The organism is Scopulibacillus darangshiensis, assembly GCF_004341035.1.
Lineage (GTDB): Bacteria > Bacillota > Bacilli > Bacillales > Sporolactobacillaceae > Scopulibacillus > Scopulibacillus darangshiensis.
The window spans coordinates 1-23,025 of record NZ_SLXK01000008.1 but is presented as its reverse complement, the minus strand read 5'-3'; the positions used below and the strand labels follow the sequence as shown (position 1 = coordinate 23,025).

The 23,025-nt window shown below is 41.3% G+C and carries 30 protein-coding genes; 19 read left to right on the top strand and 11 right to left on the bottom strand.

Translation table 11 applies throughout. The annotated features are described in order from the left end of the window. Positions 1-6: 6 nt before the first annotated feature. Together EV207_RS07540 and pepF are read left to right on the top strand one after the other, a co-directional pair. Entirely contained in the window at positions 7-1,242 is a 1,236-nt protein-coding gene (locus tag EV207_RS07540; RefSeq protein WP_132745293.1) for a competence protein CoiA, read from the top strand. Positions 1,243-1,384: 142 nt separating this feature from the next. Further along, on the top strand, positions 1,385-3,202 hold the full coding sequence (pepF, locus tag EV207_RS07535; RefSeq protein WP_132745291.1) for an oligoendopeptidase F: 1,818 nt from the start codon (positions 1,385-1,387) through the stop codon (positions 3,200-3,202). 44 nt (positions 3,203-3,246) lie between these two features. Here pepF and EV207_RS22970 read toward each other — a convergent pair whose 3' ends face one another. From EV207_RS22970 to EV207_RS07525, 3 genes are all read right to left on the bottom strand, one after another. Continuing rightward, positions 3,247-3,423: a hypothetical protein gene (locus EV207_RS22970; RefSeq protein ID WP_165886863.1), complete on the bottom strand. Its 177-nt coding sequence runs from the start codon at positions 3,421-3,423 to the stop codon at positions 3,247-3,249. Between the two features lie 132 nt (positions 3,424-3,555). Continuing rightward, positions 3,556-4,443 (bottom strand): ClpXP adapter SpxH family protein, encoded by an 888-nt coding sequence (locus EV207_RS07530; RefSeq protein ID WP_243646987.1) that lies wholly within the window; start codon positions 4,441-4,443, stop codon positions 3,556-3,558. A 12-nt stretch (positions 4,444-4,455) separates the two neighbouring features. Continuing rightward, positions 4,456-4,851: a globin domain-containing protein gene (locus EV207_RS07525; RefSeq protein ID WP_132745289.1), complete on the bottom strand. Its 396-nt coding sequence runs from the start codon at positions 4,849-4,851 to the stop codon at positions 4,456-4,458. Between the two features lie 408 nt (positions 4,852-5,259). On the opposite strand from EV207_RS07525, the gene EV207_RS07520 reads away from it, so the two are divergent. Then, on the top strand, positions 5,260-5,727 hold the full coding sequence (locus tag EV207_RS07520; protein ID WP_132745287.1) for a hypothetical protein: 468 nt from the start codon (positions 5,260-5,262) through the stop codon (positions 5,725-5,727). 15 nt (positions 5,728-5,742) lie between these two features. Here the strand turns inward: EV207_RS07520 and EV207_RS07515 are convergent, their stop codons facing one another. Beyond that, on the bottom strand, positions 5,743-6,021 hold the full coding sequence (locus tag EV207_RS07515) for an atypical membrane-integrating protein (Mistic protein) (RefSeq protein WP_165886862.1): 279 nt from the start codon (positions 6,019-6,021) through the stop codon (positions 5,743-5,745). An 84-nt stretch (positions 6,022-6,105) separates the two neighbouring features. Here EV207_RS07515 and EV207_RS07510 point away from each other — a divergent pair, with 84 nt between their 5' ends. Further along, positions 6,106-6,792 (top strand): hypothetical protein, encoded by a 687-nt coding sequence (locus EV207_RS07510; protein WP_132745283.1) that lies wholly within the window; start codon positions 6,106-6,108, stop codon positions 6,790-6,792. Positions 6,793-6,925: 133 nt separating this feature from the next. Further along, positions 6,926-7,087 (top strand): YjcZ family sporulation protein, encoded by a 162-nt coding sequence (locus EV207_RS07505; RefSeq protein WP_132745281.1) that lies wholly within the window; start codon positions 6,926-6,928, stop codon positions 7,085-7,087. Positions 7,088-7,208: 121 nt separating this feature from the next. Here EV207_RS07505 and EV207_RS07500 read toward each other — a convergent pair whose 3' ends face one another. Beyond that, positions 7,209-9,443, bottom strand: a complete 2,235-nt coding sequence (locus EV207_RS07500) for an MMPL family transporter (RefSeq protein WP_132745279.1) — start codon at positions 9,441-9,443, stop codon at positions 7,209-7,211. A gap of 147 nt (positions 9,444-9,590) precedes the next feature. Between EV207_RS07500 and EV207_RS07495 the strand changes: the two genes are divergently transcribed. Genes EV207_RS07495 through EV207_RS07485 form a run of 3 tightly spaced genes read left to right on the top strand, consistent with a single transcriptional unit; the run spans position 9,591 to position 11,265 of the window. Further along, a complete protein-coding gene (locus EV207_RS07495) occupies positions 9,591-10,205 on the top strand; it encodes a TetR/AcrR family transcriptional regulator (RefSeq protein WP_132745277.1) in 615 nt (204 codons plus the stop codon). Positions 10,206-10,248: 43 nt separating this feature from the next. Beyond that, complete coding sequence (locus tag EV207_RS07490) at positions 10,249-10,791, top strand: GNAT family N-acetyltransferase (protein ID WP_132745275.1); 543 nt, start codon at positions 10,249-10,251, stop codon at positions 10,789-10,791. Between the two features lie 12 nt (positions 10,792-10,803). Continuing rightward, the gene (locus EV207_RS07485) at positions 10,804-11,265 is read left to right on the top strand and encodes a GNAT family N-acetyltransferase (protein WP_132745273.1); all 462 of its coding nucleotides are present in this window, start codon (positions 10,804-10,806) and stop codon (positions 11,263-11,265) included. A gap of 36 nt (positions 11,266-11,301) precedes the next feature. Here EV207_RS07485 and EV207_RS07480 read toward each other — a convergent pair whose 3' ends face one another. Then, positions 11,302-12,687, bottom strand: coding sequence for an MFS transporter (locus EV207_RS07480; protein ID WP_132745271.1), 1,386 nt, complete (start codon positions 12,685-12,687; stop codon positions 11,302-11,304). Positions 12,688-12,814: 127 nt separating this feature from the next. On the opposite strand from EV207_RS07480, the gene EV207_RS07475 reads away from it, so the two are divergent. The 3 genes from EV207_RS07475 to EV207_RS07465 all read left to right on the top strand — a co-directional run bounded on the left by EV207_RS07475 (position 12,815) and on the right by EV207_RS07465 (position 14,600). Then, on the top strand, positions 12,815-13,510 hold the full coding sequence (locus EV207_RS07475; RefSeq protein WP_132745269.1) for a winged helix-turn-helix domain-containing protein: 696 nt from the start codon (positions 12,815-12,817) through the stop codon (positions 13,508-13,510). Between the two features lie 66 nt (positions 13,511-13,576). Continuing rightward, on the top strand, positions 13,577-14,104 hold the full coding sequence (locus EV207_RS07470) for a nucleotidyltransferase family protein (protein WP_132745486.1): 528 nt from the start codon (positions 13,577-13,579) through the stop codon (positions 14,102-14,104). A gap of 58 nt (positions 14,105-14,162) precedes the next feature. Further along, a complete protein-coding gene (locus EV207_RS07465; protein ID WP_132745267.1) occupies positions 14,163-14,600 on the top strand; it encodes a GNAT family N-acetyltransferase in 438 nt (145 codons plus the stop codon). 46 nt (positions 14,601-14,646) lie between these two features. On the opposite strand, the gene EV207_RS07460 is transcribed toward EV207_RS07465, so the two are convergent. Together EV207_RS07460 and EV207_RS07455 are read right to left on the bottom strand one after the other, a co-directional pair. After that, positions 14,647-14,970, bottom strand: a complete 324-nt coding sequence (locus EV207_RS07460; protein ID WP_243646986.1) for a nucleotidyltransferase domain-containing protein — start codon at positions 14,968-14,970, stop codon at positions 14,647-14,649. Further along, positions 14,967-15,371 carry a nucleotidyltransferase substrate binding protein gene (locus EV207_RS07455; RefSeq protein ID WP_132745265.1) on the bottom strand — a complete coding sequence of 135 codons (405 nt, stop codon included), beginning with the start codon at positions 15,369-15,371 and terminating at the stop codon, positions 14,967-14,969. The genes EV207_RS07460 and EV207_RS07455 overlap by 4 nt, the downstream gene beginning before the upstream one ends. 136 nt (positions 15,372-15,507) lie before the next feature. On the opposite strand from EV207_RS07455, the gene EV207_RS07450 reads away from it, so the two are divergent. The 5 genes from EV207_RS07450 to EV207_RS07430 all read left to right on the top strand — a co-directional run bounded on the left by EV207_RS07450 (position 15,508) and on the right by EV207_RS07430 (position 18,166). Then, entirely contained in the window at positions 15,508-15,945 is a 438-nt protein-coding gene (locus EV207_RS07450; protein ID WP_132745263.1) for an HIT family protein, read from the top strand. A gap of 93 nt (positions 15,946-16,038) precedes the next feature. After that, positions 16,039-16,917 carry a cidABC operon transcriptional activator CidR gene (gene cidR / locus EV207_RS07445; protein ID WP_132745261.1) on the top strand — a complete coding sequence of 293 codons (879 nt, stop codon included), beginning with the start codon at positions 16,039-16,041 and terminating at the stop codon, positions 16,915-16,917. Between the two features lie 241 nt (positions 16,918-17,158). Beyond that, positions 17,159-17,518 carry a hypothetical protein gene (locus EV207_RS07440; protein WP_132745259.1) on the top strand — a complete coding sequence of 120 codons (360 nt, stop codon included), beginning with the start codon at positions 17,159-17,161 and terminating at the stop codon, positions 17,516-17,518. Positions 17,519-17,651: 133 nt separating this feature from the next. Next, positions 17,652-17,924 carry a metal ABC transporter substrate-binding protein gene (locus EV207_RS07435; RefSeq protein WP_132745257.1) on the top strand — a complete coding sequence of 91 codons (273 nt, stop codon included), beginning with the start codon at positions 17,652-17,654 and terminating at the stop codon, positions 17,922-17,924. 20 nt (positions 17,925-17,944) lie between these two features. Continuing rightward, positions 17,945-18,166, top strand: a complete 222-nt coding sequence (locus EV207_RS07430) for a metal ABC transporter solute-binding protein, Zn/Mn family (protein ID WP_132745255.1) — start codon at positions 17,945-17,947, stop codon at positions 18,164-18,166. Between the two features lie 35 nt (positions 18,167-18,201). Here EV207_RS07430 and EV207_RS07425 read toward each other — a convergent pair whose 3' ends face one another. After that, positions 18,202-18,627, bottom strand: a complete 426-nt coding sequence (locus EV207_RS07425; RefSeq protein ID WP_132745253.1) for a Fur family transcriptional regulator — start codon at positions 18,625-18,627, stop codon at positions 18,202-18,204. A 149-nt stretch (positions 18,628-18,776) separates the two neighbouring features. On the opposite strand from EV207_RS07425, the gene EV207_RS07420 reads away from it, so the two are divergent. Together EV207_RS07420 and EV207_RS07415 are read left to right on the top strand one after the other, a co-directional pair. Then, positions 18,777-19,178: a metal ABC transporter permease gene (locus EV207_RS07420; protein ID WP_132745251.1), complete on the top strand. Its 402-nt coding sequence runs from the start codon at positions 18,777-18,779 to the stop codon at positions 19,176-19,178. An 83-nt stretch (positions 19,179-19,261) separates the two neighbouring features. Further along, on the top strand, positions 19,262-19,762 hold the full coding sequence (locus EV207_RS07415) for a GNAT family N-acetyltransferase (RefSeq protein WP_132745249.1): 501 nt from the start codon (positions 19,262-19,264) through the stop codon (positions 19,760-19,762). Positions 19,763-20,390: 628 nt separating this feature from the next. Here EV207_RS07415 and EV207_RS07410 read toward each other — a convergent pair. Both EV207_RS07410 and EV207_RS07405 read right to left on the bottom strand, forming a co-directional pair. Continuing rightward, entirely contained in the window at positions 20,391-21,014 is a 624-nt protein-coding gene (locus EV207_RS07410) for an MFS transporter (RefSeq protein WP_132745247.1), read from the bottom strand. Next, positions 21,011-21,613: an MFS transporter gene (locus EV207_RS07405; protein ID WP_132745245.1), complete on the bottom strand. Its 603-nt coding sequence runs from the start codon at positions 21,611-21,613 to the stop codon at positions 21,011-21,013. The genes EV207_RS07410 and EV207_RS07405 overlap by 4 nt, the downstream gene beginning before the upstream one ends. 208 nt (positions 21,614-21,821) lie before the next feature. On the opposite strand from EV207_RS07405, the gene EV207_RS07400 reads away from it, so the two are divergent. Beyond that, positions 21,822-22,877 (top strand): serine hydrolase domain-containing protein, encoded by a 1,056-nt coding sequence (locus EV207_RS07400; protein WP_132745243.1) that lies wholly within the window; start codon positions 21,822-21,824, stop codon positions 22,875-22,877. The last annotated feature ends 148 nt before the right edge of the window (positions 22,878-23,025 follow it).

Below are 23,025 nucleotides of genomic sequence, written 5' to 3'. Positions count from 1 at the left end.
TATGCCTTGCTCGTTGCCAAAACGTCCGATGATCGCATCATTTCGCTTGCAGAGCGTTATAGTAGAAAAGGCTTGGAGATGCTGCAAAACAATGTCAAGTTCTACTGTCCGGGTTGCAATAATCCGGTTTCGCTAAAGCTTGGTCAAACAAGAAAATGGCATTTTGCCCACTTTCGTAACACAACTTGTTTTTATGAGAATGAACCTGAATCTGATTATCATCTTGACGGAAAACGGGAGCTTTATCAATGGCTGCAGAGTCAGCATAGCGAACCAAGGCTCGAATATTATTTACCAGAAATCCGTCAGCGTCCCGACATTTACCTGCCAAACAAAACCTCTCCTATAGCTATTGAATACCAATGTGCATCGATCCCGCCCACTCATTTAATTGAACGCACCCGCGGCTATTTTAACAAGGGCATACAACCGATTTGGATCCTTGGCGGTCAGCGATTAAAGCGAAAACACGGCAGTTTTACCCTAACCACTATGGACCTCCTATGTGTCCGAACTGCAGAAAAGACCTCGCGATCTTCACCAAATCTGTTTACTTCACCTTACACATCATTGTTTTTCTGTCCACGGCAAAAGTCTTTTGTAATCCTTTCAAACCTTAACACCATAAGTTCTAGTCAATTTCTTGCGGACATAAATGTTATCAGTTTGTCACGTGCAACATTAGAAAGGATTCTTCACCCATCGATTGTCAAAGCCGGTAGTCATTTTAACAAGGCATGGCTGCAAAGTAAGAAAAACAAAAGATTGGCGGCGATGCCTTTCCAAAACCGTTCCGAGCAATATATACGCTCATTGTGCTACAAACAAGGCCTCATTTTTTCAGCATTTCCCCCATACGCTGGCCTTCCGCACGGGCACAATATCCTCATCTCGACACCTTCGTATATATGGCAGTCTTGGCTTATTCTCACATTCCTTTTTAATAAAAAGAATCACATGCTAAAAGTGCCTGTTGTTATAAAAGCGTTTCAAGGCATGCTTGATCAAGGCTTGTTTCAGATGAGGCAAATGCTTTGCACGAAACCTTCCCTAACTTCAATTTTACGGGGCTATTTCGATCAGTTATGTGATTTAGGCATAATGGTATCTGTTGATAAAAAGACATACCGTGTCATGATAGATGAGCGATGGCCGTATCAGCAGATGGACCAGCTTTTTCTTAAGGACAAGCTGGTATTGGATAAATTGGAAGGTATGGTGCGAGGACATGCAAAAACATAATGATCATAAGCAAATGTTTTGTTGAAATCTTTCAGGATAGCATAGAATAAAGATAACGATAAACAAAAAGAAGGAATATTTTAGTGTTGATGGAATTAAGTTAAGTACAGAGTGTTTTAATTAGCTTTTTGGAGGTGCAGGAATGACAGAACAAGTAAAAACGAACGCATTGCCCAAGAGAGATCAAGTCCCTGAAATAGAAAAATGGGACCTCGAAGCGATTTATCCAAATATTGACGAATGGGAAAAGGAATTTGAAGCTGTCAAAGCTATCATCCCTAAGGTTGAAGCATATAAAGGGAAATTGGGTGAATCTGCTGAAACGCTTTATAATGCTTTGCAAAAAGAAGACGAATTAACCATGAAGCTTAACAAGCTTTATGCTTATGCCCATATGAAATCTGATGAAGATACAGCTAACTCTACTTATCAGGCTTTGAACGACCGCGCCGGTAATTTAGCAACGATTGTTGGCAGTAAGCTTGCATTTGCGGTGCCAGAAATATTAGAGCTTGATGAAAGCAAGCTAAAAAGCTATTTACAGGAAAATAACAATTTGAAACTGTATACCCACATGCTTGAGGAGATTAACCGGATGAGGCCTCATGTTTTGGATGAGGATAAAGAGGCATTGCTTGCTCAAGCCAGTGAAGTGACCGGTAATTCTTCAAATACATTCGGTATGTTAAACAATGCTGATTTAACTTTCCCTGAAATTAAGGATGAGAATGGTGAAGAGGTAGAGGTCACTCATGGCCGATATTCAAAGCTGATGGAAAGTGATGTGCGCCGTGTAAGAGAGGATGCCTTTAAAGCTGTCTATGATACATACGGCAATTTCAAGAACACCTTTGCCAGCACACTCTCCGGCCAGATCAAGAAAGATAATTTCTATGCCAGGGTTAGAAATTATAAAACAGCGCGGGAAGCCGCTTTATCAGGCAATAATATCCCGGAAGAGGTCTATGATAACTTAGTGAATACGGTGAATGACAACCTTCATCTTTTGCATCGTTATATTAAATTAAGGAAAAAGGCGCTTGGACTTGATGAGCTTCACATGTATGACCTTTACACACCGCTCGTTAAGGATGTTAAAATGGAAGTCAGTTATGAAGAAGCGAAGGAACTTGTATTAAAAGGGCTTGCTCCTTTGGGTGAGGATTATATTAATACGATTAAAGAAGGCTACAACAGCCGCTGGATCGATGTCCGAGAAACGAAAGCTAAGCGAAGCGGCGCGTATTCTTCAGGGACATACGGCACAATGCCTTACATTTTACTAAATTGGCAGGATAATATTAACAATACCTTTACACTGGCCCATGAACTCGGGCATTCGATGCACAGCTACTTTACGAGAGAAAATCAGCCTTATCCATATGCTGATTACTCGATCTTTGTTGCAGAGGTGGCATCAACATGCAATGAAGCCTTGCTGAATCATTATTTGTTAAAGGAAACAGATGACAAGAAGAAAAAACTTTACCTTTTAAATCACCAGCTTGAAGGCTTCAGAGGGACAGTCTTCAGACAAACCATGTTTGCCGAATATGAACAGCTCGTTCATGAAAAAGCAGCACAAGGTGAAGCGTTGACACCGGAATTACTGACAAAGTTATATTATGATCTTAACAAAAAGTATTACGGAAACGATGTCGTTGTTGATGAGGCGGTTGGATTGGAATGGGCGCGAATTCCTCACTTCTATTACAATTATTATGTTTATCAGTATGCCACAGGCTACAGCGCTGCCGCTGCCTTATCGAACCAGATTCTAGATGAAGGCGAACCGGCAGTCAAGCGATACAAAGAATATTTAAAAGCAGGAAGCTCTGACTATCCAATAGAGGTGCTGAAAAAAGCCGGCGTTGACATGACAACATCTGAACCAATCAAACAAGCGCTTTCCGTTTTTGAATCTGTTTTGGATGAGATGGAGAATTTATTGTTTGAATAAAAGGGATGCAAAAACATCACCGGTAAAATACCCGGTGATGTTTTTTAATTTTGTTTGTGTTCTTTTTGCGGGGCGGTGATAATGCGAATCGTTACGAGAAGGGACGCGAAGAAAAGGGCACCGGAAAAAGTCAACGGTTGCAAATGCATTAAGCCTAACAGGTAAAAATAGAAACATACTACGGTTGTTGTACAAGAGAAAATGATCCACCACTTTTTCATCCCATCACCTGCTGTTTTTTTAAAAGCTTATGGCAATATACAGGAATTATGAATTGAAAATCAGCTGAAATAAAGAAAACTTGCCAATTGGCAAGTTTTTAGCAAGAAATATTTAAATTAAAAGCTGTGGTCTTATTCGCCATTATAACGCCAGAAGGTGCCGTATTTAACAGGAACAGCCTCAACTACCTGTTTAAGCTTAAGTTTTTTCATTTCACGTCTGACTTCTTGTTCAGACAAATTGTACACCACGGCCAATTCCTTAGTAGCAACTAAATGATACTTTTTTAGAAAAGCCTCAAGCTCCGGCGGTTCCTTTGGCACCGGTTTTTCGCCCAGCATTTCTGAAAGAATTTGGACATAGACATCGAAAGGATATCGTCCCGTCACTTTGATGCCTTCCTTTTCAATGTCAGCATTAAAAAAGACTAAGGTTGGAAATGATGAGACATCCATTTCACAGGCCATCCGTCTGTCACATTGCAAAGATTTAATAGGGCCGTTAGATGATATATCTTTTTCAAACTCCTCGATATCCAGCTTAGCCGTTTTGGCGCAATCTAACAAAACAGCGTCAGCATTTATGTTTTGCTTTTCCAGGAATAACTTTTCCCTTACTCTCCGCAAAAAACGAAAGCCCGCTGGTTTACCTTGCAATTCTGCCGCTTTGATAGCTACTGAAATTTTATAAGAAGAAGGAGGAAAATTATACCATACATCTCCATCACATGACATCCCTGTTAAACCAGCAATTTTTTCCCACTGATCAGCAATTTTTTTGACAACCTTACGATCAGAACTGTCCAGCCTCCCTACTATTAAATAGCGCAATGTAAAATATTGCCCATATTCCAGCAACAGCTTTTTCATGAAGGGTTCAAGTCCCCAGCATTCTGGACATAGGGGATCAATAAAAGCATATATTTCAATGGGTTTGTGACCGTTTTGCTGTTCTCCTGTTGTGCAGTGAAACTGACCAGGTGTCCCTTCACACGTAGAGCCGGTGTTGTTAAACATCATCGTATCACCTCTCTAGCTGTTTTCATCCTCTAAATTAACCATATGATGAGCAGTCAACGTCAGCCTGCGAAATATACCTTCGCGATAGTCCGGGTCGAGACTCACTTCCTCCATAGCCTCATGCATACAAGATAACCAGGCTTTAGCCTGCCTTGGGCCAATTGGAAATTTCAAATGCCTCGCCCTTAGCATAGGGTGCCCATGTTCCTCACTATAAAGCGCCGGACCGCCAAGAAATTGCGTCAAAAACTGCTTCTGCTTCCGTGCCGTCTCAGTCAGGTCATCCGGAAATATCGGAGCCAGATCCGGATGCTTAGCTACCCTCTTATAAAAAGCGTTGACAAGCTCATCAATCATCTCCGCCCCGCCAATCGCCGTAAATGGTGAATTCATAATATCCCTTTTCATTCCAAAACTCCATTATCATATAATAACTATATTGTAGCAACATCCCCCAGCCTAGGGCAAATGTTCGACCTCAAGAAGACCCATCTTCCTAAAAATACGGCGGCATTCCAACCTGTTTTTATGCGATCGAGCGGGAAAGCCCGCTTTCCCGCCGTTCGCATAAACAGGTAGATTTGCGCAGCAAATCCGAAGGCCAAGGCCTTCGGGAATGCCGCCGTATTAACCCGGAGTTGGTCCACAAAGGGTCAATCTAAAGCACCCTTGGCCCCGCCTTCCGCGCCACCGCCCGGCGAAGGGGGCGGTGGCGCGACGTTCAAGCAGAGAAGCAAAGAACCGGACACCGCCAAAGGCCGGAAAGTGGTATAGGCTAAAGCATCGCAACAATAAAAATGGATTTTTTGCAGCCTAATGGATGTAGCCTGCAAAAAACCCGAGGGGAGCGCAAAAAACCGAGGGGAGCGCAAAAAAACCAAGGGGAGCGCAAAAAAACCGAGGGGAGCGCAAAAAACCCGATGGGAGCGCAAAAAACCCGATGGGAGCGCAAAAAACCCGATGGGAGCGCAAAAAACCCGATGGGAGCGCAAAAAACCCGAGGGGAGCGCAAAAAACCCGATGGGAGCGCAAAAAAACCGAGGGGAGCGCAAAAAACCCGATGGGAGCGCAAAAAACCCGATGGGAGCGCAAAAAACCCAAGGGGAGCGCAAAAAACCCGATGGGAGCGCAAAAAAACCGATGGGAGCGCAAAAAACCCAAGGGAAGCGCAAAAAACCCAAGGGGAGCGCAAAAGTCCCTGTGAGCGCGCGTAAATCCCGCAAATCTCAAATAAAACGCCGAAGGCGTACAAAAAAGGCGGGAATTGGCAGCATTCCCGCTTAATCGCTTATCTTAACCTCATTCCTTTTCCTCCTCTGCTTCTTCAGATTCTTCATCAGTACTGTCCTTTTTATTCACTTCATCCAAAGTTAGTAATGAAAGGATTTCCCTTACAACATTATTGATCCTTTCATTAATGATATTTTGTCCGTACATTTTTTTTGCCCTTTCAATGTCTTCAATGACATCCTGACCAAATTCAATCAAGGGTTCATCATCCTCAAGGTTATTAAAAAGCTCAATAATTGTATCAAGAGCATTGCTGAAATCTTTGTTTTCTTTTTCATTTGCTTTCATGTTCATCACCCGATAACAGCATGCCCCAAAAAGCGGTGTCAGACCCCTATAAAAAAGTATTGACAAAAAGGAGGTCTGGGCTCAATGAATAGAACGACAGGCGTATTGAAGATGCATTTTAGGGATCGTTGGTCTTGGATCTTCACCCCATGGATCATTTTGTTAACAAGCTTCATCATTAATTACATCATAGGCCTTGCGATCGGTGGTAGAGAAGACCTTTATACCGGCGGCATTGCTTCAATTTATATTTATATGCTTGTCGCAGCGCTTGTCACTTTGCCGCATACGTTCTCTTTTATGCTCGGATTTAGTGTAAGGCGAAAGGATTATTTCTTCGGCACTGTGCTTACATTTCTAGTCATCAGTGCTTTTACGGCTGCTCTTTTGTTTCTTCTTTCGCTTGCTGAGAAATTGACGGGAGCATGGGGTGTGAACCTGCACTTTTTCCATCTGCCGTACCTTAATGACGGCCCCGTAGCCGAACAGCTTTGGACCTCTTTCACCTTATTTTTGGAAATGTTTTTCCTCGGGTTTGTGATCGCAAGCGTGTATCGTCGCTTCAGAAGGAGTGGCATGATCGTATTAGTTATTGCTGCACTTATTATCTTCAGTGTCGGAGGATTTTTGTGCACATATAATAACTGGTGGGTTAGTATCTTTCACTGGATTGGCAGCCACACGGCATTCCAGCTATCATTATGGTTGTTTCCAACGGTTGTTATTTATATCATTCTCTCATATTTAATGCTTCGCCGTGCCACAGTTTAATCTCTGATAGAGAGTCAACCTAACTTTTTCATTAAGATAGGCTTGGCACCCGTTAAGATTTCCTTTTTGTCCCTTTCAAAATGCCGTTTTTGCACATAAAGTATAGGGACTGATAAAAAAGGTGGTGACATATATGGGCTTCTTCGGTGGCTATGGTGGCTACGGCGGATTTGGCGGCGGCTATGGCGGCGGATACGGCGGCTATGGTTGCGGCGGTTATGGCGGCGGCGGCTTTGCCTTAATCGTCGTACTCTTCATATTGTTAATTATTATTGGTACAGCTTACGTGTACTAAGTTAATAAACAGATGAGACAAAATGTCGGGAGGCGCCTTTGCGGCGCCTTTTCCCATTGGGTCACATTTAAATAGTAATGTTTGGCATATGAATGAACTTTTTTAGTTTTGTCCCAGCTTCTTATATTTCCTTTGAATAATTTTCTTTCTTAGATGTATCCTTCCACAGCCTTCCCGGCCAAAAGGCATAACGGCCAAGTACTGTTGTAATTGCCGGAACGAGCAACGGGCGAACAACGAAAGTATCAAGCAGGACCCCAATGGCGGTGACAATGCCAAATTGCACAAGGACCTGAATCGGCAGAGTTGCCAGTACAGCGAATGTTCCCGCTAGGATGAGTCCGGCTGAAGTGATCACACTGGTGGTTTTGCTCACACCGTTTGCTACCGCTGTCTTCATTGGTTGTGTTTTACCATTTTTCCATATATCAGAGATCATAAAGATGTTATAATCCTCACCCAACGCGACAAGGAATACAAAGGAATACAAAGGAATTAATCCTTGTATTGCCGACACCCCCATGCCATAATGCAAAAGTAGCCATCCTGTCCCTAGTGCCGAAAAGTAGGACAGCAAGACGGTCAGGATAAGATAGATCATAGCTATAACCGAACGAAGGTAGAATAGTAAAAGCAGGGCAATGATGAGAATGACAATTGGTACAATAACCTTGGCATCCCGGTCTGTAACAGTTTTTGTATCATACAAATTAGCGGTTTCCCCGCCAATCCAAAGGTTACGATCCGGACTTGCGATACCCGCATGTGATAATACAGATGCGGTTGTGTTTTTGATCTTAGGAATTAAATCAATCGACTTTGCTGTATAAGGATTTTGCGCCAAATTAATATCAAAGGAAAGGATGTCCTTATCTGTCTTTCCCCTTTGGGCCTTCGAAACACTTTTAACAAACGGCAGCGCCTCAAGTTTTTCTTTTAAATCCAAATCTTCTCTGTGCGAATCAACGATCACTTGAACCGGTGCGAGTTCTCCAGCGGAAAAGTGCTCGGCAATAATATCAAACCCTTCGCGGGAAGGCATATCTTTAGGGAATGATTCAAGCAAATCATAGGTATAGTTAATTTTGGCAGAAAAAGAGGCCAGAACACCAAGAACAATGACGCTGGCAATGATGATTGTCCATGGGCGCCTGGTCACAATCCGCCCTAAAAAACCGCTGGCACTGCCATGGGCTTTTCGCTGCTTAATGGTCTTGCCTTTTTTCTCTGCTAATGCTTTCGTCATCTCTTTTGTTCGCGGGATAAAAGGGAAGAAAGAGACACGGCCGAATATCGCTAAGATAGCGGGAAGCAATGTTAAGGCTGCAAGACCCATAATCAGAACAGCTAGACTGAACGGCACTGCAAACCGATGATAAGAGCCGTAATGGGCAAGTAAAAGCGTCGAAAGACCCAATACAACAGTTAATGCGCTCATGAGAATCGCACCGCCTGAATGTTTGATAGCTGACTCTAGGGCCTTAAATTTATCCTGTTCTTCAAAAAGCTCCTCACGATATCTGGATACAAGAAAAAGACAATAATCTGTTCCCGCACCGAAAAGCAAGACAGTCATAATCGACACTGACTGCGTGTCTATTGTAATCCAGCCTTTGTCACCCATTAATCCTAGAATTGGGCTGATAACCCCATAGGCAAAGCCGACACCAATCAAAGGTACAATGGCTAGTAACGGTGAACGGTACAGTACTATAAGAAGAATTAATACCAATAGGACAGTTGCTATCAACAATGCGACATCAGCCTGGCTGAATAAAGAAACAGCGTCGGTTTGGATGCCGACAGGTCCAGTCAGGCGGACATGAAGGCTGCCAGTATCTAGTTTATCCGAAAAAGCATGTTTCCCTGTAAACCTGCTAATTGATCTGTTTAACTGATCGATGTCCTCTTGAAGCTGGTTAATTCCGGCATTTTTATTAATGAATACGGGGGTAACAAGTGCCGTGCCATCCTTAGATACAGATGATTTAATCGATTCTGGCGGCATTTTACTAAAAGGCGGGATGAATGACTGGTCATCTATTGGCTGTTTTTCTAACCGATTATATGTCTTTTTCACAGTTTCAAAGTCCTTATTAGTTAAGCCGTTACCTCTGTACCATGTGATGAGAACGGGATTACCCGCATCATCCGGGAATTGTTCTTTCGCAATTTTAGCAGCTTGAACGGACATGGCATCACTAGGAAGCTGAAAGGCAGAATTATCCTCAACCTTATTAACACTTGGCCATGCCAGGGACAAAATGGCTATGATCAATACCCAAATCCCCAGTGTCACCCATCTCCCCTTTTTGCCGGTTATACGTGCGATCCCATTTCCTATAAATTTATTCACAGCGCGCGCCCCTTTGTTAAAAGTATCTTATTTAATTATATATACTGGTCAGTCTATTTCACAACTAAAAATTTTATTATCAATAAATTTGGTATGATATAATCAACCTAAATTATTCGATTGTAATGATCAAGGAGAGACAGGGTGATGGGACACAAGCATCGGCCGCCGGGAAGACCGCGGAACAATGAATCAAATGAACCGACACATTTACGGATATTACAGATAGCAAAGGCGCTGTTCTTGGAGCATGGGTTCCAAAAGGTGTCAATTGACGATATCGCAATGGCTAGTGGTGTGACCAAAGCAACCGTCTACTATTATTACGAAACCAAAGCGTTGCTCTTTACAAAGTCAATGATCGCCATGATGGAACGAATCAGAGGAAGAATGCTGCAATTGCTAGGTAGGGATAAACCGTTATACGAACGGCTTCTTGATGTTGCTGAAGCCCATTTAAAAGCGACAACCTCGATCGATTTGGATGGCTTCATGAGAGAAACGAAAACATCATTGTCACCTCAACAAGTTCAATATATTAGAGAAACGGAAGAGAAAATGTATGGGGAGATTGAGAATGCGCTTCGAACGGCGATGGCTAATGGGGAAATGAAAACCATTAATCCGACATTTGCTGCCCACTCCTATATTTCCTTACTGAGGGTGGGCAACTACAGACATTCAGATGGGACCGCCATTTTTCCATCTGATCATGAAGCTGCGTGCCAAATTGTCGACCTCTTTTTGAAAGGTGCGGAGTAGTTTTTTGTATTTAAATTAATCAAATGAAGAGATGGGGCATCCAATGTTAATAGAAGGTAAAATGATAGGGTTAAGGCAACTCGAAAACTCTGATGCAGAAGCTTTGCTTGACCTGGAGTTAAGAAACCGCGACTTTTTCAAGCTATATACATCTTCGAGAGATGAGGATTTTTATACTCTAAAGGGGCAAATGGATCGCATTAATAATAAAAACAAGGAGCGTGAGTGTGATTCAGGCTGCTCCTTTGGCATTTTTGCATTGGATACGGGGGATCTGATCGGGGATATCACGTTATCAGAGGTGGTGAGGGGTGCGATCCAAGGCTGTTTTATCGGCTATACCCTTGATAAAGGCCATAATGGAAAAGGGTATATGACTGAGGCAGTTCGTCTTGTTGTCTTGTACGCATTCGATGCGTTGAAGCTGCATCGAATCGAAGCAGGTGTCATGCCGCATAACCAAAGATCTATGAGAGTCTTAGAAAAAGCGGGGTTTCATAAGGAAGGCATTGCGAAAAAGAATGTCAAAATAAATGGCAGATGGGAAGATCATCAAGTGCTTGCTATTGTAAATGAAAATGATTGAGAGGGGAACAGGATGAGGATAAAAGAAACCAAGGATTATGATGTTATCGCAAAACTGAATCGCCATGTCCAAGATCTGCACGTGGCATTGTACCCGGAAATTTTTCGGCCATATAACTATGAGACTATGAAAATCTTCTTCAAAAATAAAATTAACAAGCCAAGCTATATTTTTCTTCTAATAGAGGAGGATGGTAAGCCGCTTGGCTACGCATGGATCGAAATAAGAGATTATTCAGACACTGTTTTCAAAAAAGCCTATCAATCCGTCTATGTTCACCAGATTTCTATTATGGCGGACAAAAGAAATGAAGGCTACGGCTCAGGATTAATGGAAAACATTTATAAGACCGCGCAAGACAAAGGCATCGATTTAATCGAATTGGATTATTGGTGTATTAATGAAACGGCGAAGACCTTTTACAAAAAGCACGGGTTTATTAAATCCAGGGAATTTGTTTATAAGAAATTATGAGGGTGAGCTCTTGTTGCTATATTAAAAACTCCTTTTTTAGCCAATCATTTTCCGCTTGCGCACATAGACAAAAATGAAAACGAATAAGCTGAAGGCTAGGCTGATAGCTGCAAAAGCCCAGGCTTCGCGAAAGCCGTCCATGAGTACTGTCGTCCCCTGGTGGGAATGGGCGCGAATGACAGCGGCGGCGATTGCTGAGAATATAGCAATGCCGAGGTTTTGTACCATCCGCTGGACGGCGCCAATTGTTCCTTGAACAGTCTGCCCGGCCGAGCCCATAATGGCCGATGTATTGGCAGGAATAAAAAGCCCCGCTCCAATACCGTACACCAATAAGATCATAGCAATTAGAACAGGGGACCAAGCGGCCTGCATCAGGCTAAGCACACCATACGAAGCCGACATGATGACGAGACCAATGACCATCAGGCGAGTGACACCGATCGTTTTCATCATACAGCCAGACACCTTAGACAATAACATGAGACCTGCTGGTGCAGATAAATTCACAAGCCCGACCTGCCAAGGCTCAAGGGTTGCCAGCTTTTCCAAAAAGTATGGTGGCACGATAAAACCTAAGGAAGTCGCTCCGCCTAACACGAAGATCCCGATAATTGGTGCGGTAAAAACACCGCTTCGGAACAGTTTTAAATCTAATATTGGCTGCGATGCCCGAAGTTCCCACAAGATGAATCCCGCAAATAATAAAATAAAAAAAACTACGGAACCAAGTGTCAATAAGTTTGAAGTTGAAAGCATAGAAAGCCCCTGCAGCAATGCAAGGATTGAAAATGCCAACATCAGGTTCCCGGGCAGGTCAAGCTTTATAGAATGGCGTGAATCCTCGCTCCTTTTCAGAAGAAATATACACCCTGTAAGGCCGATAACAGCAAAAGGTAAATTGATCCAAAAAATCCATTGCCAGCTTCCGAGCGATATTAAGATCCCGCCGATACTTGGTCCAAGGACGGGACCAAGACCCAAAAGCAAACCTAATGTCCCAAGCGCTGAACCTTGTCTATCTTTAGGAATTGTGCTCGTAATTATAGCTATTGCAGTGGCTTGCAGCATCGCCGCACCTATGCCTTGTAAACCGCGGCAGGCAATCAATAGTCCCGGTGTTGATGAAAGACCGCACAGAAGTGATGCCAACATAAATACCATAAGGCCCAAGCTGTATATTTTTATACGGCCATACTTGTCACCTAACCGTCCAAATATAACAATCGTTCCAACAAGAGCTAAAGTATACAAAGTGATGGTCCAGGTCATCACGGAAAGGGATGAATCAAATGAGATGACCAACGTTGGCAAAGCCACATTTATTATCCCGGTATCCAGTGTAGATAAAAACATGCCAACGCCGGCAGTGTACACAACAATATAATCGGGTATATGTAGGCGGGTCAGAGTCTTTTCCATGGAAAAATCCCTCCAGTAAGTGGAAACTTAACTTGTTTTCAACCATTATACAATCTGAATATTTCATGTTTCATCGAAATGTTGAGATGCTATACTTTTATTGTAAGCTTAGGGAGGAGGATGCGATATGACCATGTATTCTAATATCTCTACAACAGCCGCGCTTATAGGTGACGCGACACGAACAGGAATATTGATGGCTCTAGCTGATGGCAAGGCTCTGACAGCTGGTGAACTTGCACACATTGCCAGTGTATCGCCGCAAACAGCAAGCAGCCACTTGAACAAATTAATGGAAGGCGGACTCATAAAGGTGGAAGTGCAGGGACGGCATCGCTATTTTAAGCTTTCAGGTCCCGAAGTCGCGCGTGCCATTGAGGCAATTGCGATTGCCTCCCCTCCTCTAAAGGTCCGATCCTTGCGGCAATCCAGCGAGAAGAAAGCACTTGAATACGCACGCACTTGCTATGGTCATTTGGCAGGGAAATTAGGTGTCGCCACGACCGATGCCCTAATTGCCTGCGGCTATTTTCGGGATATAGGAGATGTTTACCAGTTGACGGATAGGGGACAAGAATGGCTAATTGATTTCGGTGTTCAGCCTTTCTTGCCAAAGAAAATCGATTTTAATGCTATACCGCAGCACCTAGACTGGACCGAGCGGAGGCACCATATTGGCGGTCCCTTGGCACTCGCCATCACTAGGCGGTTGCATGACCTTGGCTGGATTGAAGATGGCCCGATTCGACGGTCTATAAAGCTGACTAGGGTTGGGAGAGCATGTATGCAGGATGAGTTTGGGATTGATACGGATCAATTATGATAAGAAGGTGAGTAAGTGATTAGGAACGAGGAAGATGTCATTCGGATAATTAAAGAAGACGAATGGATGATGGATATATTGAGGGACGTTAAATCGCTGAATTTGCCTGACTGGTGGGTATGTGCCGGATTCGTCCGTTCGAAGATATGGGATGTGCTACATGGGTTTGAAATAAGAACACCATTATCAGATATTGATGTCATCTATTATGATCCCGGCGATATAAATGAAGAGGCAGAAAAAAGATTAGAAGATAAGTTAAAAGGTATGAATCCCCATATCCCGTGGTCGGTGAAAAATGAAGCGAGGATGCATGTTGTAAATGATATCTCACCCTATACATCATCAGTGGATGCCATTTCAAAGTTTCCAGAAACAGCTACATCATTAGGTGTTAAGTTGGATGAAAAAGATAATTTGGTTTTAACCGCTCCTTGTGGGATAGATGACGTGATCAACATGGAAATAAAACCAACGGCTTATTTTAAGGAAACAGCTGATCGCCTTAAAATTTATAAAGAGCGGGTTATGAAAAAGAATTGGCCATCTATTTGGAGCAAAGTTAAAATTACAGATACTAGCCTACCTTGTTGATCCTGTTGGCATAGGATTTGGACTTATAGAAACGAGATAATTGAAGGAGTGTACACAGTTGGAAATCAAATATATCAAACCGAAAGATACATATAAGCTTAGACATAAGATTTTACGTCCGAACCAAACAATAGAAGACTGCAAATTTGAGGGGGATATGGATGAACACTCCTTTCATTTAGGTGCCTATTTTAATGGCCAATTAATTAGCATAGCTTCTTTTTATCGGGAAAAAAACCCGACATTAAATGGGGCGATGCAATATCGGCTCAGAGGCATGGCAACAGATGGGGAGTATAGGAAACAGAAAGCTGGCAGTTCGCTGATTGCTTCGGCTGAAGAAATTTTAAAGGAAAAAGGTGCTGATCTTTGGTGGTGCAATGCACGAACCAAGGTAAGTCCCTATTATAAAAAATTAGGGTTAAGCGAGCATGGTGAAGTATTCGACATTCATCCAATCGGACCTCACAAATTAATGTATAAAAAGATCGGTTAATAATCGGGTTACATCTGAAAAAGGCCGCTTCTAATTATAAAGCGGCCTATGGTCGTGAATCTTCTTGCTTTTGATACAATTCTTTTCCACAGGTATCGATGTGATTTTTGAGATTCTCATTAGTTATTGAATTGTAGTTTTGCAGGTCAATCATATAGGGCAGCGGGTAAATGTCATTCAGCCATTCATAAAGATCTGCCATTGTTTTATCTGAAATGTCATCCCCAACTATAGCTAAATCTATATCAGAACCTTTTTTGTAATTTCCTAAGGCGCGGCTGCCGAATAAAATAGCTTGATCAATCTCACTAAATTTATCCAGTGCTTTTTTAATATAATAAAAATCACGTTCTAATAGTCCATACATCATAACCGTTCCTTCGAGAGTTTCTCGTATAATTTGCGGAGTTGGGGGAAATATTTGTCTTTGATCTCTTTCGTAAACTTTATGGCCATCACTTCATTGTAGGTATGTGCAGCTAAATTTCGGTTGGACAAGGCATCTATCCAAATGTGCCCATCTTCAATTATTTCCATTTGAAAGGCAGTTTTAATCGTTTCCCGGGAGCTTCTTACAATATATCCCTCCGACTCAATATAATCCTTTAGAACCTTCCATGCCAACTCAAAGGTTACCTCAAACAATTGAATAAGCCCTGCACGCTCCAGCTCATTATTAATAGATTGGTGCTCGTATTTTTCTAAAACGAGGTAAGCCTTCTCAAAGTTTTCAAACCGCTGTTTCCATCTTTGACTTTTTAAAGGATCCAATCAAATCCGCCTCCAATTTACTAAAATAAGGCCATAATACCCTATATTAAATTTTACCATCCCTTTGCAAGTTTTATAATTGATTTTTATAAAAGTATAAGGCTAAGGTATAATTAAGTTAAAAAAAGGTGATGACATGAGTGAGAACGGGACGTGCTTAGGCTGTCTTCTGGCAAATAGGAAACAACCGGTTCATGTGGTATATGAAGATGATGATGTGTGCTGTTTTTTAGACCACGAACCTTTTAACGAAGGTCACACGCTTATCCTGCCGAAGAAGCACTTTTTGGATGTTGATGAGCTTGATCAGGACACAGCAATAGCCGTTATGAAAGCCTCAATGACAACTTCTAAGGCTTTGAAAACCTTATTTCAGCCTGATGGTGTAACGATATGCCAAAATGGAGGCAGATTTAATGAGCTAGGACACTATCACATGCACGTTGTAGCAAGATACGAAGACCAGCCATTTGAGGCCTTTTATTCAACGAAACACTTGAATAATGATAAAGAGAAATGGAGGTTTTTGGAGACAAAGGCGAGGCTTGCAGCAGAGATCAACACTATGACCTAAAACATTGAAATTTAAGTCACTTCAGTTAAGGGTAAACTATGGGTATAATAGCAAATATCACAACACCATGATTGACGGACGGTGAAAAAGCGGATGGATATTAAGCATTTACAATATTTAATTGAGGTGACGCGTTTCAATAGTTTCAGCAAAGCGGCGGATCATTTGTTTGTGACACAGCCAACGATCAGCAAGGCGATTAAAGGTCTTGAAAGTGAGCTTGGCGTCACTTTATTTGACAGATCAAGAAAACAGATATTGCTGACTGATGCGGGAAAAATCATTTTGGAACAGGCCCAGGTGATTAATAAGGCCTTTGAAGATTTACAAATCCAAATTGATGACCTTTCCCAATTAAAAAAAGGTCACATCCGTGTTGGTTTGCCGCCGATGATTGGAACACACTTTTTTCCTGCGATTATCGGGCAGTTTCGTGAACGCTATCCAGCCATTTCCATAGAACTTGTGGAAGACGGGTCAAAGAAAGTTGTTGATGACGTTGAAAACGGCAGTCTTGATATTGGTGCCGTAGTCTTGCCGACAAACGAAACACTCTTTCATTCGTTTTCCTTTGTAAAAGAAGAGATTAAGTTGATTGTACATCCGGAACACCGGCTTGCCGGGAGAAAGAAGGTAAAGCTTTCGGAATTGACGGATGAACATTTTATGTTATTTAATGATGATTTTGCCCTTCATGATCGGATTATGGCTTCATGTATGGTCGCGGGATTTCAGCCGAAAGTCATTTCTAAAAGCTCGCAATGGGATTTTATCGGTAAAATGGTTGCATCCAAATTGTGTGTGACACTTTTGCCTGAAAGCAAATGTCTGGAATTGAAGGATGACATTCGCGTCATTAGTGCGACAGAACCAAATGTAAATTGGGAGCTTGCTATTATTTGGCGAAGAAATCGTTATCTTTCGTATGCAGCGAAGGAACTTCTTAAGTTTACTAAAGAACAGTTTGAGTGATCAAAAATCAAATTTTTAACAGGAACAGCCCCTATTAATAGGCGGCTTTTTTAAATGCTGGCTTTAAGTGGAAGCACTTACATAACCAAGTGTTATGCAACGTATGAAAAATAACAATTTTACTTAAGACTTGCAGCGGATTACAATGACGGTAGCCGAAGAAAGATGTTGGCCAAAGAAACGGCAGCATTTATTGATTTGAATAGTCTTAGAAACATTTAATATATAGGAGATGGGTAAAATGATCGTCTTATCTAGTCTTGATGAATTGAATGCTGCAAACAGTGAAGTAGGAACATTAAAGCTGGAATATCCTGATTTATTTGAAAAACTGTTGCATGCTGTTAATCTGACACGACAGCTGCAATTGAAATATGATTATTTGGGTTGCATGCTGACGGACGACATCCCCGGCCAATATGCACCTGTTAACATCCCCGATTCCGTCGCTGATATGTACCATCTGGAAATCATGAAGGCAAAAAATCATAATGAATTTTATGCTGCTAAACAATTATTCTTCAAGTCCAAAGACATCGGCTTTGCCAACATCAGCATGCTCATTCTGGGCCGCAGTCCAGAACAAGTGAAAGGCATCTAAATATATATAGAAGAAGTTACTTTATGGTAGCTTCTTTTTAGTTTGCATCAAAAGCCTGGTTGTGGTTTAATGTTTATTAAATCGTAATTGTTACGATTTATTCTAAAAATATTAAACTACAAGGGGGAAAAAGTTGTTTAGAAGCAAAGTCGTGTTGGGTATGGTCACGGGAATCATAATCTGCCTTATTTTTACCGGGAGCAGCAAAACGGGGAAAGTGGACGGTTCCGCTGATAAGAAGCTGACCATTTATACAACAATTTATCCGATCTATGATTTTACAAAGAAATTGGCAGGAGACAGGGATAAGGTTGTCTCAATCCTGCCGCCCGGTGCCGAGCCCCATTCCTATGAACCAACTCCAAGGGAAATGGCAGCATTAAATAAAGCAGATCTTCTTATCTAAAATGGCAGTGGGATGGAGTTATGGGTCAGTTTGCCAAAAAACATGATGTACACTACATTATGTTTGAAACTCTGGTTAATCCAAAAATAGCCAAAATGGTGGAAAACAAAATTGGAGCAAAGCCGCTGACATTAAATCCATTGGAAAATTTAACAAAAGAAGAAGAAAAGCAAGGTGAGGATTACTTTTCTGTCATGAAGGAGAATTTAAAAAGTTTGAAAACAGCGCTTAAAAATCCATAAGAGCAGGAAAGCCGGCTATCTAAAGTTCAAATTGTTTAAACATTTGGCTGATCATGGCATTCAGAACAATAACCATAGACTTCGAACTTATGGCCGGTCACTGTAAAACCGTCGCTATTAGTTTCGACTGCATCCATAGGGCAATTTTTAATCTCTTGTGTTTTTCCGCAATCGAGACAAATGAAATGGTGATGATGGTCATTCGTTGAACAGCTGAAACGGAAACGCTTTTCCCCGTTAAGTTCAGTTGATTCCAAAATATCTAATTCCGAAAACAAAGCCAAATTGCGATAAATGGTATCAAAGCTGATGCCAGGGTGATCGTTCTTCATGACTTCAATCACTTCTTTAGGTGTCAAATATCTTTTTTCTTTAGAAAAGAGCTCGAGCATTTCTTCCCGTTTACCAGTATATTTGTAACCTTTGTCTTTGAGGATCTCAATTGCTGATGCAACATTCATTGCTTATGCCTCCAATAGGACTTTATGATAAATGATGAATTACCGTTATTATAACGCTTTGGCAGGTAAAGAACAAAATGATTGACATTGATTCAAATTTTAAAACGTAATTATTACACTTTATGAGCCCCTTTTTTTCAGCATGATCCATGGTTTCAATTCAGACTTTTTCCGGTACTTGTTTTGATCCCGGGTTTGCTGCTGTGTCGGGTATCCGGGGGAAAACCGCAAATGCAGTATTTATGATCCTCATATCACTGACGATATCTATTTCTGTGCAAGCCGTTGGTGTCATGCTTGTAACTGGATTAATGACCTTGCCAGTTACTGTATCAATAATATTAGGGAAAAGTTTCAAAGCAGTAATAGGGGTTTCGATGATGATTGGAGAGTTTTCAATAATGGCTGGTTTGTTTGCTTCTTTCTATCTCAGTATTGCTGCCGGCGGAGCGATTATCACAAGTTCACTAGTATGTTTGATCATTGTTGTGGCTTTAAAAAAGCTGCTAGGGAAAATTGTGAAAGCTGCTAGCACCACAAAATATTTATAAAAAAATAAAGGGTATCTGGCTGCCATTGTAGAATTGAATAAGGGAATATATGTTTGCTTTGTTGGGGAGGGGAGTTTGGCATAATGCAATGTGATGTCCAGCAAAAAATAAAGCTTGCCTTGTATATTCCAAAGTATGATAAAGCATTAAATGAATTTAGTTTACCTAATGAACAGGTGAGATTCACGGCATTGCCTAAAGAAATGATTCAAATGGCAAAATCCGATAAAACCCGAAACCCAGTTGTTATTTTAGCTAATAGGGTGCCAGTAGGCTTCTTTGTTTTGCAGTCGGGAGAACGTGTCAGTGAATATACTGACAACCCAAATGCTTTATTGCTCATTGCCTTTTCGATCAATCATAATGAACAAGGGAAGGGCTATGCGAAATCAGCATTACAACAAGTCCCTGCGCTTGTTAAGCGGTATTTTCCAACGGTAAATGAAGTTGTATTAGCAGTAAATGAGAAGAATATTCCTGCACAAAAGCTTTACGAAAAGTGCGGGTTTATAGATGAAGGACGGCGGAAAATGGGCAATATCGGATGGCAAATGATTTTAAGTTTTTCACTAAAACATGTGTAAGCGGAAAAGTGGGCGAATTAAAAAAATATTAAAAGAGCATTTTGATGGTTTCTGGAAGCTACATTCCGAGTTATTCCCTACCTTTATCGAAATGATATTGAAGAAACTGTCCGGAAAAACATAAGGTGTGGCACACGAGACTTGATTTATGTAAGATATGAATGCCTTGGGTTGTGAGGGTGATACAAATCCTGTTTTTTTTATGGAACGTAAAGGAACTTGAAAATAGTCGCCTTGTGGTAAATTTATTGTGACTTTCGGGGCTTAGCCTGTATATAAGAGAGAGGATTCCCTTGTTAATTGGAAATTAATGAAGCTGCTTTTTCTAATAGCGGAACCTGAGTCCTATAATAAATGAGTGAATGCTTCTATTGCCGTTTGTTAGTTCTTTATACAAAAGAAAACTACGAAGCGCTCCGTCAAAATACTTCGCTTTCCACGGGCACGGTCTCCGCCTCCTCGGAAAGCAAAAACCGCTTTCTTGCGGGGTCTTTGGACACGTGCTGTTCCCGTAGGAGTTTTCGTATTTTAACTACGCTTCGCATTAGCAATTATACTTTTCAAATTTTATTGGTAGGGATATGAATGAACGCTTTTAGTTTTGTCCCAGCCTCATTAAAAAATCTACCTATATTCCATGTTCAAAGCTCACACTAAGCCGATTCTTTAACCTGCTAAGCTTCGGATGGATCATGAAGTATATAGCAAACCCAATATATCCGGTCCCGGACAATAACAAAATCAAAAAGCCAGAGCTCAGATCACCCAATAATCCGCCAAGGAAATAGCCAATTGGGGTTAATGACCCCAAAAGTGATGATAGGAAGGCAAATCCGATCCCTAGATATTCTCCAGGCAAATTGACCTGAATTAAGGTTTGGGCATAAATGGCTAATATCCCAATGCCCATCCATGAAAGGCCAAAGAGGATGTAAGGAATCAAGAAACTCTCCATAGTGACAAATGACAGGATCCAGCACACCCCGGAAAACAAAGAAACCATATGCATGATCCGGTTCAAGGGGATGTTCTCCACCTTACCGGACAAAAGGGTGCCGGAAAGGGTCCCAACTGACATAGCCGTTAACCAAAAGCCGTATTCAGAGGGGGATGTGGATATCACCGGCAGCATCGCTATCCCCATACTTCCAAAGACATTCATACCAATGACACCAAATAAAATGGTTAATAATGTCGTTTGTTTCTTAACAACATGGTATCCTTCAATAAAATCTTTCTTATATTGGTTCAAGAAAGGTACGGTTGAAGATTCTTTTTCTTTACTTTATTTGACTTTGGAATCTTTAAATAAAAAAAGAACATAAGCCCTGTGCAGATAAGCATTATGCTATTAGATATATAGACAATACCAAGTCCAACTAAAGCAATAAGAATGCCGGAGATAGCATCACAAATAATATCTAATGACTGATATGAAAAAGCGAAGATTGAATTGACTTTTGTCAATTGGTCGCGCGATGCCAGGTTTTCAATTAACGCGCTTTCAGTCGGATAGGTTGCTTCCGACAAGGAAAGGGCGACAAACAAAAGGATAAATAAGATTGGCAGCCATAACATATCAGTTACATACAAAAGGGAAATGATGCTCACCAATATCCCTTGGCCGATACAGGCGATGTAAAGGATCCGCCTTTTTGAAAACCTGTCTATGATCGGTCCATAAAGAAACTGAATAGTCACGGGCAGCATCGCAATCGCACTTGTTAATCCTATTAAAAAGGCAGAGTCTGTCATTGTTTTTACGAACCAAACTGTCGCGATCATATACAGGCTGTCAGAGAAGTTGGTTATTATTCTGCCTATCAATAAAATCATGAGTTGTTTATTCATTTTCTATCCCCCATTTTGTTATAGGTCTTCGCGATGATTGACCTAATATTGGAGGACCGCGGATGCTAGAACTCTAATTTTCAAATGGATTAAGTGCTCGAATATGTATCATGGTGTGATCTCCTTTCATTTTCTATTTAAGATAATGGTACACCAGTTGGCGGAAATTTCAATTATAATCCAATGAAATTTTGTTAGGGTGTGTGGAATGAAGAATCTAAATGAAACAAAGAACAAGAATTTGGTTATGGATGTTTTAAAAAAGAATCCTTCTTCAACGTTTAATCCCCTGTTTTCTTATGTAAGAGATGTGCAAAAACAAATCTCAGCCTCGGCAGCGGCAGTCTATGTTATACATAACGATAATACAGCAGGTGAATGGTATTCGGGCCGTCATCACTTTTCCAGCAGCCGAAAGGTCCATCAAGACTCTCGTTTTAATATTTTCTCTGCCAGAAAAAGCTATATTGGTTTGGCAACAGCCATCTCTCTGTATGAAGGGAAAATAAACAGCCTTGATGATGAACTAAGGATTTATCTTGATGATGCAGGGGAAGAGATTATCCGGGGAGTAACGATTCGTCACCTTGTCACCCACACTCACGGCCTTGAATTAGAAGGTAATCGACTAGTCAAGGAATATCCGGCTGGTACTCACTGGGGATATAATAATGCCGGTTTATCATTGCTCTATAAAATTATCAAAAATACAACGGGTTGTACGGTTGCAGACATTATTCAGGAAAAAGTTTTTGCCCCTTTGGGTTTTGATGAAACAAGCTGGGAAAGTGAGCCTTCGGAAAATCTTGTTTATGATATTTTAGATGAGCCGGAGAAGCATAAGATCAGTTTAGAAGATCGGACTGGTTTTGAAAGAAATTTGTTTGTCAGTGCGAGGGAGCTTGCGTACTGGGGCTATTTTCATTTGAAAAAAGGGTACATCAATGGCACTCAAGTGCTGCCAAAAGAAATATTTGATACAGTCACCGCCATTCAGACACCAGGCAACATGGCAAACATCCCGTTAAATGGCTTTTTCTGGTTTCGTAATGAAAATAACTATGAAAAAAGTGAACTTGGGGAGAAGCTGCCGGGAGGGTCATATCAGATTTTAGGAAAATCGGGATGCACCTGTCTGGTCATTCCAAAATACAATGCAGTCGCTGTGCGGATGTACAACAAAATAGGAAATCCCCCGGGATACGATTATTTGCGCGACATCAAAAATTTCGGGAATTTGGTTGCGGAATTGTTTGAAGGTTAAAAAAAGACTCCAGCAATAATACGAACATTTGTTTGTGTTTTGTTGGAGTCTATGTTATAATAATAATAGTTGTGGATTTGAAATAAAGTGTGATTATTTATATTAAAGATTGATAATTTTAAAAAAGTTCGATAATTTATAAAAAGGT

What these genes read in the sequence shown, in the direction of transcription:
- EV207_RS07470 (WP_132745486.1), top strand. Translation starts at nt 13,577, where the DNA reads ATGATGGATATATTGAGGGACGTTAAATCGCTGAATTTGCCTGACTGG.
- EV207_RS07405 (WP_132745245.1), bottom strand. Translation starts at nt 21,613, where the DNA reads ATGAATAAACAACTCATGATTTTATTGATAGGCAGAATAATAACCAAC.
- EV207_RS07520 (WP_132745287.1), top strand. Translation starts at nt 5,260, where the DNA reads ATGGATGTAGCCTGCAAAAAACCCGAGGGGAGCGCAAAAAACCGAGGG.
- EV207_RS07425 (WP_132745253.1), bottom strand. Translation starts at nt 18,627, where the DNA reads ATGAATGTTGCATCAGCAATTGAGATCCTCAAAGACAAAGGTTACAAA.
- EV207_RS07525 (WP_132745289.1), bottom strand. Translation starts at nt 4,851, where the DNA reads ATGAAAAGGGATATTATGAATTCACCATTTACGGCGATTGGCGGGGCG.
- EV207_RS07480 (WP_132745271.1), bottom strand. Translation starts at nt 12,687, where the DNA reads ATGGAAAAGACTCTGACCCGCCTACATATACCCGATTATATTGTTGTG.
- EV207_RS07450 (WP_132745263.1), top strand. Translation starts at nt 15,508, where the DNA reads ATGAGTGAGAACGGGACGTGCTTAGGCTGTCTTCTGGCAAATAGGAAA.
- EV207_RS07530 (WP_243646987.1), bottom strand. Translation starts at nt 4,443, where the DNA reads ATGATGTTTAACAACACCGGCTCTACGTGTGAAGGGACACCTGGTCAG.
- EV207_RS07440 (WP_132745259.1), top strand. Translation starts at nt 17,159, where the DNA reads ATGATCGTCTTATCTAGTCTTGATGAATTGAATGCTGCAAACAGTGAA.
- EV207_RS07510 (WP_132745283.1), top strand. Translation starts at nt 6,106, where the DNA reads ATGAATAGAACGACAGGCGTATTGAAGATGCATTTTAGGGATCGTTGG.
- EV207_RS07400 (WP_132745243.1), top strand. Translation starts at nt 21,822, where the DNA reads ATGAAGAATCTAAATGAAACAAAGAACAAGAATTTGGTTATGGATGTT.
- EV207_RS22970 (WP_165886863.1), bottom strand. Translation starts at nt 3,423, where the DNA reads ATGAAAAAGTGGTGGATCATTTTCTCTTGTACAACAACCGTAGTATGT.
- EV207_RS07475 (WP_132745269.1), top strand. Translation starts at nt 12,815, where the DNA reads ATGACCATGTATTCTAATATCTCTACAACAGCCGCGCTTATAGGTGAC.
- EV207_RS07420 (WP_132745251.1), top strand. Translation starts at nt 18,777, where the DNA reads ATGGTTTCAATTCAGACTTTTTCCGGTACTTGTTTTGATCCCGGGTTT.
- pepF (WP_132745291.1), top strand. Translation starts at nt 1,385, where the DNA reads ATGACAGAACAAGTAAAAACGAACGCATTGCCCAAGAGAGATCAAGTC.
- EV207_RS07415 (WP_132745249.1), top strand. Translation starts at nt 19,262, where the DNA reads ATGCAATGTGATGTCCAGCAAAAAATAAAGCTTGCCTTGTATATTCCA.
- EV207_RS07505 (WP_132745281.1), top strand. Translation starts at nt 6,926, where the DNA reads ATGGGCTTCTTCGGTGGCTATGGTGGCTACGGCGGATTTGGCGGCGGC.
- EV207_RS07460 (WP_243646986.1), bottom strand. Translation starts at nt 14,970, where the DNA reads ATGATGTATGGACTATTAGAACGTGATTTTTATTATATTAAAAAAGCA.
- EV207_RS07485 (WP_132745273.1), top strand. Translation starts at nt 10,804, where the DNA reads ATGAGGATAAAAGAAACCAAGGATTATGATGTTATCGCAAAACTGAAT.
- EV207_RS07495 (WP_132745277.1), top strand. Translation starts at nt 9,591, where the DNA reads ATGGGACACAAGCATCGGCCGCCGGGAAGACCGCGGAACAATGAATCA.
- EV207_RS07515 (WP_165886862.1), bottom strand. Translation starts at nt 6,021, where the DNA reads ATGAAAGCAAATGAAAAAGAAAACAAAGATTTCAGCAATGCTCTTGAT.
- EV207_RS07430 (WP_132745255.1), top strand. Translation starts at nt 17,945, where the DNA reads ATGGGTCAGTTTGCCAAAAAACATGATGTACACTACATTATGTTTGAA.
- cidR (WP_132745261.1), top strand. Translation starts at nt 16,039, where the DNA reads ATGGATATTAAGCATTTACAATATTTAATTGAGGTGACGCGTTTCAAT.
- EV207_RS07490 (WP_132745275.1), top strand. Translation starts at nt 10,249, where the DNA reads ATGTTAATAGAAGGTAAAATGATAGGGTTAAGGCAACTCGAAAACTCT.